This is a genomic window from Tropicibacter sp. S64 (assembly GCF_049803835.1).
GTDB lineage: Bacteria > Pseudomonadota > Alphaproteobacteria > Rhodobacterales > Rhodobacteraceae > Pacificoceanicola.
Genome location: NZ_JBNAGK010000001.1, coordinates 273,103 through 286,007, shown reverse-complemented (window position 1 = coordinate 286,007; position 12,905 = coordinate 273,103). Strand labels below are relative to the sequence as shown.

Annotated in this window: 6 protein-coding genes; 5 read left to right on the top strand and 1 reads right to left on the bottom strand. The window is 66.1% G+C overall.

All coding sequences use genetic code 11. The features are described from left to right. The first annotated feature begins 13 nt into the window (after window positions 1–13). Window positions 14–790 carry a peroxide stress protein YaaA gene (yaaA, locus tag ACP159_RS01435; RefSeq protein WP_425097830.1) on the top strand — a complete coding sequence of 259 codons (777 nt, stop codon included), beginning with the start codon at window positions 14–16 and terminating at the stop codon, window positions 788–790. Between the two features lie 4 nt (window positions 791–794). Here yaaA and ACP159_RS01430 read toward each other — a convergent pair whose 3' ends face one another. Beyond that, window positions 795–3,329 (bottom strand): response regulator, encoded by a 2,535-nt coding sequence (locus ACP159_RS01430; protein WP_425097829.1) that lies wholly within the window; start codon window positions 3,327–3,329, stop codon window positions 795–797. 208 nt (window positions 3,330–3,537) lie between these two features. On the opposite strand from ACP159_RS01430, the gene ACP159_RS01425 reads away from it, so the two are divergent. The 4 genes from ACP159_RS01425 to ACP159_RS01410 all read left to right on the top strand — a co-directional run bounded on the left by ACP159_RS01425 (window position 3,538) and on the right by ACP159_RS01410 (window position 12,749). Further along, the gene (locus ACP159_RS01425; RefSeq protein WP_425097828.1) at window positions 3,538–8,976 is read left to right on the top strand and encodes an alpha-2-macroglobulin family protein; all 5,439 of its coding nucleotides are present in this window, start codon (window positions 3,538–3,540) and stop codon (window positions 8,974–8,976) included. A gap of 4 nt (window positions 8,977–8,980) precedes the next feature. Continuing rightward, on the top strand, window positions 8,981–10,993 hold the full coding sequence (gene pbpC, locus ACP159_RS01420; protein WP_425097827.1) for a penicillin-binding protein 1C: 2,013 nt from the start codon (window positions 8,981–8,983) through the stop codon (window positions 10,991–10,993). A 142-nt stretch (window positions 10,994–11,135) separates the two neighbouring features. Further along, window positions 11,136–11,606 carry an Hsp20 family protein gene (locus ACP159_RS01415; RefSeq protein ID WP_425097826.1) on the top strand — a complete coding sequence of 157 codons (471 nt, stop codon included), beginning with the start codon at window positions 11,136–11,138 and terminating at the stop codon, window positions 11,604–11,606. Between the two features lie 243 nt (window positions 11,607–11,849). Further along, window positions 11,850–12,749, top strand: coding sequence for a LysR family transcriptional regulator (locus ACP159_RS01410; protein ID WP_425097825.1), 900 nt, complete (start codon window positions 11,850–11,852; stop codon window positions 12,747–12,749). Window positions 12,750–12,905 lie beyond the last annotated feature (156 nt).

The following is a 12,905-nucleotide window of genomic DNA, read 5'->3' as shown; positions in this document are numbered from 1 at the left end:
AAGGGGAGCTGCCATGTTGATCGTGATTTCGCCGGCCAAGCGGCTGGACTGGAGCGAGCGCTCCGTGGACATGACCGTGCCGGATTTCCTAAAGGAAGCCGGGAGCCTTGCAAAGACGGCCCGCAACCTGCCTCTGCGGGACCTCAAGGCCTTGATGGACCTGTCCGACGATCTTGCGAAGCTCAACCGCGACCGTTTCCGGGCCTACAGCGAGACTCCGGGCGCGCCGGACCTGCGCCCCGCCGCGCTGGCCTTTGCCGGAGATACCTACATGGGGCTGGAGGCCGGAACGCTGGAGGCCGAGGAAATGGCCTGGGCGCAGGAACATCTGCGCATCCTGTCCGGGCTTTACGGTCTGCTGCGCCCGCTCGACGGCATCCAGGCTTACCGGCTGGAAATGGGCTCGCGGCTCAAGACGCGGCGCGGGGCGAGCCTGTATGACTACTGGCGGGACACCCTTGCGAAAGCGCTCAACGCGCAGGCCGATAGCCTCGACACAGATGTACTGGTCAATTGCGCCAGCCAGGAGTACTTTGGCGCGGTGCCGCTCAAGTCCTTGAAAATCCGCGTCATCACGCCACAATTCATGGAAGAGAAGAAGGGCGAGGCGAAGATCGTCAGCTTCTTCGCCAAACGGGCGCGGGGGGCCATGGCGCGCTACATCATCCAGCGACGCCTGACCGATCCCGCAGGGCTGCTCGATTTCGACAGCGGCGGCTACGCGTATCGGCCCGACCTTTCGGAGGCGGACAAGCCGGTCTTTGTCCGGCCGGCCACCACGCCGCAGTAACCGCTCAGGACGCCTTCGACTGCACGATCGTGCGCTGGTACATCTTGATCTTTTCTCCCAGTTCCGCCTTGCGCAGCGGCTTGGTCAGGTAATCGTCGAGGCCTGCCTCCAGGATGCTCTCACGGTCTCCGGCCATCGCGTGGGCGGTCACGGCGATGATCGGCACACGGGGGCCATCCCCCTCGATCTCGCGGATTTCGCGCGTTGCCTGCTTGCCGTCCATGACCGGCATCGAAATGTCCATGAATATCATCTCCGGGCGCTGCGCCTTGAACGCATCCACCGCTTCGACACCGTTGTTGGCAAAGCGCAGGGCCACGTTGAAGGACGCGGCCATCTTCCGGAACACCAGCTGGTTGGTCTTGTTGTCCTCGGCCACCAGAACGTCGATCGGCAGCGCGTTGTCGCGTGTCCTGTCGGGGATTGGGGCCGAGGCCTCCTCTTTTTTCGACGCCGCCTCACGCGGGGCGGCCGACACGACGGTTTCCAGCGCAGCGAAGAGCTGGCGCCGCGTCGAGGGTTTCTGCAGGACTGTATGCACCGTGTCCTTGCTGGGAGTCGAAATCTGTCCGGGGTTGTCGGCCAGCAGGATGACGGGAATGTGGTGTCCGAGGGTCCGGATCTGTTCTGCCAGTTCATGGCCCATCATATCAGGCAGATCCTCCTCCGCGATCAGCAGGTCCGGTGGATCGGTCAGCCGGTCGATGGCCTCCGCGCCGGTCTTGCAGAACTCGGTCTTCAGACCGAGGATATCGAGCTGCTTCGACAGGATCATCCGGCCGGCACTGTGATCATCCACCACGACGACGCGCTTGAGATGCGCGGGCAAAGCCTTTCGTTCGTAGCTCGCCGGTTCGGCCACCGGCAGCAGGATGCGCATGCCGAAACAGCTGCCCTTGCCCAACTCCGACTCGACCCAGACCTCGCCGCCCATGAGTTCGACGAGCCGCTTCGTGATGGCGAGCCCCAGGCCGGTGCCTTCGAACTTGCGGTTGCGTTCGTCCTCGACCTGGTTGAACTCGCCGAAGACGTGATCAACCTTGTCCGCCGGGATTCCGATGCCGGTGTCTTCCACCGTGATGTGGATGGCCGACGGCCCCTCCTCCTCCGGCATGCCGACCACGCGGACCAGCACATGCCCCTCCACGGTGAATTTCACCGCATTGCCGAGCAGGTTCATCAGGATTTGCCGCAGGCGCCCCGGATCGCCGATGAACCGCGTCGGCAGGAACATGTCGAAGTCCACGAGGATCTGGATGTACTTGTCCCGCGCGGTCGGCTGGAGCAGCATGACCACCTCGTGGATCGCACGCTCAAGATCGAACGGTTCGGGGTGCAGTTCAAGTTTTTCCGCCTCGATCTTCGAATAGTCGAGAATATCGTTGATGATGACCAGCAGCGCCTCGCCGGAGGAGCGGATGGTGTCGAGATAGAGCCGCTGCTCCTCCGTCAGGTCCGTTTCCGCCATCAGGTCGGCCATGCCGACGACACCGTTCATCGGCGTGCGGATTTCGTGGCTCATGTTGGCGAGGAAGGCGGATTTGGCGCGGTTGGCGGCCTCCGCACGGATCGTCGCCTCCTTCAGCCGCTGCTGGTCCTTCTTGATCTCCGTTATGTCGACGCGCAGACCGACCCGGCCGCCACCGCGGGTCTGACGCTCGTACACACGCAGCCACCGGCCATCGTCCAACTGCTGTTCCAGTTCGCGGTCCGCCCTTCGGTGCTGGCGCAACCGCTCGTCGAGCCATTCCTCCTCGCGACCGACGGCCTCGGCATACTGGCCCCGCTCCAGCCCGTAACGCAGGATGTCCTCGAAACTCGCTCCCGGTACGATGGCCGGAGCGCTGGCACTGTAGATCGCACGGTAGGGATCGTTGCACATCATCAGGCGATCCTCGTCATCATAGAGGACGAAACCGTCGGGCAGTTCCTCGATGGCGGACCACATGCGCATGAGTTCCGTCAGGTCGACGCAAAGGGACACCACGCCGCCATCCGGCGTGCGCCGGTCCTGAATCTTGATGAACCGGCCATTCCACAGACGCACCGTCTCGGGCGGAATCGGATTGCTGCCCCAGCGGGCGTACATGCGTGACTGCCAGTCCTCGCTACCCTCGCCCTGCAGGTCGACGATACCCTCTTCCGCGAGGATCTGGAGAATCTCCGCGTAGGTCGTGCCCTTGTCGACGCATTCCATTCCGTCGAACACCGACATGTAGGCCGGGTTGGCGATCTCCAGCTTGTTCTCCGCGTTGAACATGGCAAAGCCGTCGCGTACCGTCTTCAGCGCTTTCCACAGCTGGTCCTCGACCAGTTCGATCTTCTGCGTCGCCTCGCCCAGTTGGGTGATCACCCGGCGGTTCTCGTCCCTGACCTCCTTCACCTCGGCGCGGGTCTCGGTGATCTCGTGGCTGAGTTGCAGCGCATGAGCGCCGAGTTTTCGGTTCGCGGCATGAAGCTCCGCCTGCTTGAGCTCAAGCAGGCGCTCCGCTGCAAGGCGCGCGCGTCGTTCTTCGGCAAGGCGTGTAGCCATGCTCATGAGGTGCCCTCCAAGACCCGATCCGCACTTTCACCAACAGGCGTGAATATCCGCTTAAACTGTTTCCGGCGCCTTGATCGAAAAGCCGCGAATGACAGATACCCCCGCGTTCATGCCCCGGTGGGTATGGTTTTCCGGAGGGTCCGAATCCTTGCCAGACCATGGGGCGCGGGTGCACGATACGGCATTCCTTCAAAGGAGCGTGTCCATGCGCCGTTTTCTCTCCGCCGCCCTTCTTTCCTTCATTGCAGCCTCGCCCCTGCTGGCGCAGGACAGCGTTCCTGACCGGCGGCTGATCGTCACCCGCGACGTGGATTTCTACGGCGCGGACCTCCAAGCGCTGTTCGACACCACGCAGGAGGCCTGCCAGTTGCAGTGCCTGAACAACTCGGCTTGCAAGGCGTTCACCTTCAACAAACGCTCCAATTCCTGCTTCCCCAAGTCGGACATCACGGACCGCCAACCCTATGAGGGCGCGATTTCCGCGCAGGTGGTGGACACGCCGCAGGCGGTGATCGACCTTGCCGAAACCCGCCGGGCCGAGCTGGATTTCCTGCGTGAGAGCGACCTGCTGGAGGCCCGCGCCGAGGCCGGGGAACTGGGCGTGCGCCATGGCGGCGGCGAGTGGACGGTGGAGCAGCTGCTGACCGCCGCGAACAGCAGCCGCAGTCAGGGCAACCTGCGCGACGCGATCCACTGGACCGGCGCGGCGCTGGCGCAGTCGGACTCCGTGGACCTTTGGTTGCAGTATGGCCAATGGTCAGACCTCGTGACCGATCAGCTGACCGGCAGCGACCGCTCGCGCTACCGCAACCGCGCCTTCCTCGCCTCCATCAACACCTACCTGCGCAGCGATACCAATGAAGGCCGCGAGGCGGCTCTGGTGTTGATGGCGAAGATGCTGGAGGATCAGGGGCGCGGACGTGACATGATCCCGCCGCTGCGCCTCGCCGAGAGCCTGACCGGCAACCCGGAAGTGACGCGCAAGCTGGACGAGGCCATTGCCAAATACGGCTTCCGCATCTCCGAACATGAGGTCGATGCCGACAGCGCCACACCCCGCATCTGCGCCGAGTTCAACGAACCGCTGATCCGCGCCGGGCAGGATTACGCACCCTATGTCCGCCTGCCCGACCCGCGCCTTGCGGTGGAGGCCGAGGAGCAGCGCATCTGCGTCACCGGCGTCGAGCACGGCGGGCGCTATACGCTCACCTTCCGCTCCGGCCTGCCCGCCGCCTCAGGCGAGACGCTGGTCAAGGATGTGGAGATCACCGCCTATGTCCGCGACCGCTCGCCCGGCGTGAAATTCCCCGGCCGCGCCTATGTCCTGCCAAAGAGCGCCGATGCCGGCCTGCCGGTGGAGACAGTGAACCTCACCGAGCTGGACCTGACCCTGCGCCGCGTGTCGGACCGCAACCTGCTCAGGACCATTCAGGACAGCTATTTCGGCGCACCGCTCAGCTACTGGCAGGAGCGCAGCTTTGCCTATGAGATGGCCGAAGACCTCTGGAAAGGCACCGGCATCGTCGAGAACCGCCTGAACGCCGAAGTCACCACACGCCTGCCCATGGGCGACGTCATCGGCGATCTGCCCGCGGGCATTTACGCGTTGACCGCCTCCGTGCCGGGCTCCGACCCCTATGACGACAACGGCGAGCGGGCGACGCAGTGGTTCATCCTCTCGGACATCGGCCTGACCACCATGCAGGGCAACGACGGGCTGACCGTCTTCACCCGGGGCCTGAGCACGGCGGAGCCCCTGCAGGGCATCGAGATCGCTCTGATCTCCTCCGCCAACCGCGTCCTTGAAACCGTGCAAACCGACGCGCAGGGCGTCGCCCATTTCGACCCGGGCCTCTTGCGCGGCAAGGACAACGCGGCCCCCGCGCTGATTACCGCGACGCGGGGCGAAGAGGACATCGCCTTCCTTTCGCTCACCGATCCGGCGTTCGACCTGTCGGATCGCGGCGTCGAGGGGCGTGCGCCTGCTGGCCCCATCGACACCTTCCTCGCCACGGATCGCGGGGCCTATCGCGCCGGGGAGGTCATCCATGTGACAGCCCTGACCCGGGACGCCGAAGCCAAGGCCGTGACGGACCTGCCGCTGACCATGGTCCTGACCCGCCCCGATGGCGTTGAATACTCGCGCCATGTCTCGGACGGCGGGAAGGCGGGCGGGCATGTCTTTGCCCTTCCTATCGCCGCGTCTGCTCCGCGCGGTACGTGGCGGATGGAGGCCTTTGCCGATACCGACGCCCCGGCCCTGTCCTCGAAAACCGTTCTGGTCGAGGATTTCGTCCCCGAACGCATCGACTTCGACCTGAACCTGCCGGAGGGGATCATCAACCCGCTGGAGGCCCCGGACCTGAGTGTCGATGCGAAGTACCTCTTTGGCGCGCCAGGGGCGGACCTGCCCATCGAGGGCGAGGTGATCCTGCGGGCACAAAACACGCTCGACGCCTACCCGAAGTACCGTTTCGGACGCCACGACGCGGATGTCTCCGTGCAATCGCAAAGTTTCCCGTCCGATCTGACAACCGATGAGACCGGCCATGCGGACCTGAGCCTGCCGATCCCGGACATGGACCCGGAAGGCCGCCCGATGACCGCCACCGTGCGCCTGCGCATCGCCGAGGGTTCGGGCCGTCCGGTGGAGCGCGAGATCGCCCGCCCGGTGGCTCCGCCGACCGCGATGATCGGTATCAAGCCGGCGTTCGACGACAGCCTGCCGGAGGGTGCCGAAGCCCGTTTCGACGTGATCGCCCTTGGCCCGGACCTGTCTCCAGAGCCGATGGAAGTCAGCTGGCAGGTCAACCGGATCAGCAGGCACTACCAGTGGTATCAGCTGTACGGCAACTGGAACTGGGAGCCGATCACCACCCGCGAAACGCTGGAACGCGGCACCGGGACGCTGGGCGATACGCCGCTGAGCATCAGCGCCGATGTGACCTGGGGCGAGTTCGAGGTGGTGGTGGAGCGCACCGATGGCGCCTATGTCTCCGCCTCCATGACCTTCGACGCGGGCTGGTACGCGCCTGCCAATGCCGCCGAGACGCCGGACATGCTGGAGCTGTCGCTCGACAAGCCCGCCTACAAGCCGGGTGAGACCGCGACCCTGCGCATGGTTCCGCGTTATGCGGGCAAGGCGCTGGTCACGGTGCTGGCGGATCGGGTGATTTCCATGCAGGCGGTGGAGGTCTCCGAAGGTGACAACACGCTGACCCTGCCCGTCACCGATGACTGGGGTGCAGGTGTCTATGTCACGGCGCAGGTGATCCGCCCGATGGATGTGACCGCCGGGCACAATCCGGCCCGCGCCCTCGGCCTCGCCCACGCCGCCGTCGATCCCGGATCGCGCAAGCTGGCCGTGAGCCTCGACGCCCCGGAAGAGGCTCTGCCGCGTCAGACGCTGACCACTACGGTGCAGCTTGACGGCCTGAACGAGGGCGAAACCGCCTATGTCACGGTTGCTGCCGTGGACGTGGGCATCCTCAACCTCACCGCCTTCAAGACCCCCGATCCCGCCGCCTATTACTTCGGCCAGCGCCGTCTTGGCGTCGAACTCAGGGACATCTATGGCCGCCTGATCGACGGCATGAACAGCAGCATGGGGCAGGTCCGCTCCGGCGGCGACTCCGATGCCGGGATGCGCCTGCAAAGCCCGCCGCCGACCGAGGCCACCGTCGCCTTCTTCGAAGGACCGGTGCAGGTGGACGCGAACGGCCGCGCCACATTGTCCTTCCAGATGCCGGACTTCAACGGCACCGTGCGCCTGATGGCTATGGCCTGGACCGACAAGGGCGTGGGTCAGGCGGAAAAGGACGTGCTGGTGCGCGATCCCGTGGTACTCTCCGCCTCGCTTCCGCGCTTCCTTGCGCCTGGGGACACGTCCCGCCTGCTGCTGGAACTGACCCATACCAAGGGCGAAACCGGGACGATGCCGCTGTCGATCACCTCCGCCGGTCTCATGCTCGAACCCGATGCGATCCCGGCGGAGGTCGACCTCGGCGAGAATGAGAAACTGGCGCTGACCATCCCGGTCACCGCTCAGGACACCGGCGATTACACCATCGCCATTGCCCTCACCACGCCCGATGGCATGCGCCTGACCAAGGAGCTGACCCTCGGTGTCCGGGCCAACGATCCCCCCATCGGCGCGACTCGCCGCCTGTCGCTGGCCCCAGGGCAGAGTTTCACGCTCGACCGGGAGATCTTCGCCAACCTGCGGCCCGAAGGCTCCTCCGCCCTCGTCTCCGCCGGTCCCCTTGCCCGGTTCGACGCACCGGGGCTGCTGGCGCGGCTCGACCGCTACCCTTACGGCTGCACCGAACAGGTGACGTCGCAGGCGCTGCCGCTGCTCTACATGTCCTCTGTCGCCGAACCGCTCGGCATCGGCGATCCGGCCCGTATCGCGCTGCGGATCGACCAGTCGATCACAAAGGTGCTGACACGGCAGGCCGCCAACGGGGCCTTCGGCCTGTGGCGGGCGGAATCCGGCGACTTCTGGCTCGATGCCTATGTCACCGACTTCCTCAGCCGGGCGAAGGCGCAAGGCCACGACATCCCCGACATCGCCTTCCGCAATGCCCTCGACAACCTGAAGAACCGCATCGCCTATGCGCCTGACTTCGATAAGGGCGGTGAGGACATTGCCTACGCGCTGATGATCCTCGCCCGCGAAGGCGCGGCAGCCATGGGCGACCTGCGCTACTATGCCGATGAAAAGGCGGACGCCTTCGCCACGCCGATGGCACAGGCGCAACTGGGCGCGGCGCTGGCGTCTTACGGCGATCAACCCCGCGCCGATGCGCTGTTCAGCAAGGCCGCGGCGCGGATTGCCCGGCCAGTGACGAACGGCGGGCGGGAGTATCGCGCCGACTACGGCTCGACCTTCCGCGACACCGCCGGGATCCTGTCTTTGGTGATCGAGGCCCGCTCCAATGCCGTGGATACCGGCGCCCTGACCGCCCGTCTCGCCTCCGTCACCCGGCCCCTGTCCACGCAGGAGCAAAGCTGGGCGCTGCTGGCGGCACATGCGATGGTGCAGGACCCGACCGTTTCTGGTCTGGAAGTAGACGGCGCGGCGCTGGCCGGTCCCTTCGTGCGCAAGCTCGACGGGGAGACGCTGCAACCGATGGTGATCAGGAACACCGCCAGCACGCCCACTGATGTCACCCTGACCACGCTCGGCGTACCGATGGGCGAGACCGAGGCGACGGGCTATGGCTACACGCTCACCCGCGAGTATTACACGCTGGACGGCAAACCGCTTGGCGACACGATCCGGACTGGCGACCGCATGGTGGCGGTGCTGACGGTGCGGCCCTCGGACGGCACGCAGGCGCGGCTGATGGTGGACGATCCGCTGCCCGCCAGCTTCGAGATCGACAACCCGAACCTCCTGCGCTCCGGCGATCTGCGCGGGCTCGACTGGCTCGACCCGGTGGAGGCAGACAATGCCGAGTTCCGTTCGGACAGGTTCCTCGCCGCGGTGACCTACTCGGGGACCAACCCGTTCCGGCTGGCCTACATTCTCCGCGCCGTCTCGCCCGGGGAGTTTCACCATCCGGCGGCGCTGGTCGAAGACATGTATCGGCCCGACTACCGCGCCACCACGGCATCCGGCAGCGTGACGATCCTGCCGTAACGCCATGAAACGGCTGGTCGCCCTTGTCCTTGCCCTCTGGTCCGTCGCGTTTGTGCGCGACGGGCTGGACCGGATCATCGACGAAACCGAACTGCCTGCACTGGTCCACGCCACCGCGCCCGAGGTGCGGGACCGGCATGGCGAACTGCTCCGCGCATACACCATCGAGAATGGCCTCTGGCGCATGAACGTCTCCGCCGATCAGGTGGACCCGCTGTTCTACGAGATGCTGGTCGCCTATGAGGACAAACGCTTCTGGAAGCACAACGGGATCGACCCGCAGGCCACCCTCCGCGCCGCGTGGCAGGCGGTGTGGAATGGCGGGATCGTCTCCGGCGCCTCCACGCTGACCATGCAGGTGGCAAGGCTGCTGGAGGACGGCACCACCGGCCAATGGGGCGGCAAGTTGCGGCAGATGCGGCTCGCTCTGGCGCTGGAACGGCAGTTGAGCAAGGAGCAGATCCTTGACCTCTATCTCGGCCTCGCCCCCTATGGCGGCAACGTCGAAGGGCTGCGGGCCGCCTCCCTTGTCTGGCTCGGCAAGGAACCCCGTCGCCTGACCCCCGCCGAAGCGGCGCTGCTTGTCGCCCTGCCGCAGGCGCCCGAGAGCCGGCGTCCGGACCGCCACCCCGACGCCGCCCGCATCGCCCGCGACCGCGTGCTGATGCGCATGGCGGAGGCCGGCATCATCACGATGGAAGACGCCAGAGCAGGCCAGTCCGACCCCGCTCCTCTGGGCCGCTATCCCATGCCGCAAATCGCGCCGCATATGGCTGACCGCGCTCTGGCGCTTGGTCCGGGGCGGCATGACCTGACGCTGGACCGCGATCTGCAACTGGCTCTGGAAGACCTGACGCGGACCTATATGCGCGGCCGGGACCTGCGCCTCTCCATGGCTGTTGTTCTGGCCGACATCGAAACCGGCGAGATTCTCGCCTCCGTCGGCTCGCCTCGGTACACCGCGACCGAAGGGCAGGGCTTCGTGGACATGACGCAGGCTGTACGCTCGCCGGGCTCCACGCTGAAGCCGCTGGTCTACGGCCTCGCCTTCGACCGCGGGCTGGTCCACCCGGAAACGCTGATCCTCGATACCCCGGTGCAATTCGGCACTTACGCGCCGCAGAACTTCGACGGTGTGTTCCGGGGAGAAGTGCCCGTCAGGCAGGCCCTGCAGATGTCCCTGAACATCCCCGTGGTGCGGCTGACCGAGGCGCTTGGCCCCGCACACCTGATGTCCGCCCTGCGCCGCGCAGGGGTGAACGCCAAGCTGCAAGGCGGTGCGCCGGGTCTGGCGCTCTCGCTTGGCGGGGTGGGTGTGTCGCTGGAAGACATGGTGCAACTCTACGGAGCCTTGGCCCGGGGCGGGCAGGCGAATGCCCTGACATGGCACGAGAACACAGCCGAGGAGCCCCTTGGCCCGATCCTCACCCGCGCCTCCGCCTGGCAGGTGGGCCATGTGCTCGCCGGTCTCGCCCCGCCGCCGCAATCCGGACCGCCGGGGCGCGTGGCCTACAAAACCGGGACGTCCTATGGGCACCGCGACGCCTGGGCTTTGGGATGGAACGGCAAATACGTCGCCGGAGTCTGGATCGGCAGGCCGGACGGCACCCCGGTGCCCGGCGCCTTCGGCGGCGATCTCGCCGCGCCCATGCTCTTCGAGGTGCTGGGCCGCGCCACCACACGCCCCGCGCCGCTGCCACCGCCGCCGCCGGAAACCCTGCTGGTTTCCCGTGCGCAGCTCCCGGCCCCGCTGCAACGCTTCGGCCCGCGCGAGACCGCGCCGACGCTGCAACTCACCTTCCCACCCGACGGCGCGAAACTGGCCAGCGGCGGCCCGGTCCCGATCAAGCTGCGCGGCGGCACCCCGCCCTTCACCCTCCTGGCAAACGGGGCGGTGGTCGGCACCGACCTGCGCGGTGCCGCCTTCTTCGCCCCGGACCTCGGCGCGGGTTTCACCACGCTTTCAGTGATCGACGCTGCCGGACAGGCCGGGCGCGTCACTGTCGAAATGCAGTAAGCCAAACCCCTTGAAACCCGGAAAATCGCTCCCTACCTGAACGATACCGGGACGCTGCCAAGCCAGGTCCCGGACCAGAACAGACGCCTGTCCCCGATGGGAAGGCGCCGCACTTTCGGTATCGCTCAAACGGAGGATTCCCATGCGACACTTTGATTTTGCACCGCTCTACCGTGCCACCGTCGGCTTCGACCAGATCGCCGACATGATGGACCGCGTCCTCGCCAACGACGTCAGCCAGCAAACCTACCCGCCCTACAACATCGAGAAGACCGCCGATGATGCCTATCGCATCTCCATCGCCGTGGCCGGTTTCTCCGATCGGGACCTCTCGGTCGAAGTGAAGGAACAGGCGCTGGTCGTTTCCGCCAAGAAGGCCGAGGACGAGGGCAACCGTACCTACCTGCATCGCGGCATCGCCACCCGCGCTTTCGAGCGCCGCTTCCACCTCGCCGACCATGTCCGCGTCGTGGGCGCCATCCATGAGGACGGCATGCTGCACATCGACCTGGCCCGGGAAATCCCGGAAGCGCTGAAACCGCGCCAGATCGAAATCGCCAAGCCGACCCGCGCCATCGCGAAGGACGTGGTCGACGCCGACAAGGTGAACTGACACCCTCTCCCTGTCAGGCACGCCGGGCCCCGGGACATTCCCGGGGCCTTTTTGCATCCGGCCCGCGACGCAAGGATCGCACGTTGCCCCGGCCTTCTTTGCTCGCCAAATACCGCAGGGGAAGCGCCGCAGGCGACGCGGACCACGTCCCCGAACAAACTATGTCCCGGCAACATTCCCTTCCGACAGCATCACTGCCGCATACCCCATTGACAAACAGACATGCTCACCATGCAATACCGCATGGATTGGCGTTCCGTGACATTCGACTGGAACCGCGCCCGCGCGTTCCTTGTCACCGCTGAAGAGGGTTCGTTCTCGGCGGCGGCGCGGGCCTTGGGCATGACGCAGCCGACGCTGGGCCGTCAGGTGACCGCGCTGGAGGAAGAGCTTGGCGTGCTGCTCTTCGAGCGGGTCGGGCGCGGCCTTGTGCTGACCAACTCGGGAACCCGGCTTATGGACCATGTCCGTGCCATGGGCGAGGCCGCCGCCGCCGTCTCTCTGGCGGCCTCCGGGCAGGCGCAGCAGGTCGAGGGTCTCGTCGCCATAACCGCCTCGGAGATCTATGCGTCGTGGCTCCTGCCGCCTGTCCTGAAACGCCTGTCGACCGAGGCCCCGGGAATCCGCGTCGAGGTCGTGGCGTCCAACGCCATTCGCGACCTCAAGCGCCGCGAGGCGGACATCGCGATCCGCAACACCCGCCCGGATCAGGCGGACCTGATCGGCAAGCTCATCGCCGAGGATTGCGCCGGGTTCTTCGCCACGCGGGACTATCTCGACCGCGCACCGGCGATCCGGGACAAGCCCGATCTCGCCCGTGCCAAACTCATCGGCTTCGACGAAAACGCCAATTTCATAGCGGCGTTGAATGCCCGGGACATGCCCGTGACCGAGGACAATTTCGCCGTCACCGGCTCCACGCATCCCGTGCACTGGGAAATGCTGCGGGCGGGCCTTGGCGTGGGGGTCGGGCCGGTCGGTTACGCGCGGGCCTTCCCGGAGCTCATCCGTGTCCTGCCGGAGGTGACGCTGGATTACCCGGTCTGGCTGGTGGCACACCGCGAGCTGCGGACCAGTCCCCGTGTGCGGATGGTCTGGGACCTTCTGGCAGAAATGCTGCCCGGCCAGCTTCGCGGAGCCTGAACCCCTATAGCGTTTCTGGTTGAACTTGAGGCAGGCATGCCCTGCCTACTTCGTACTCCCGGGACGTACGTGCCTCTCCATGTTTCAGGTCAAACCAGAAACGCTGTAGGCAAATCGGCAAACCTGAGGCACCATGCCCTTGCGTCAACAGGAGGG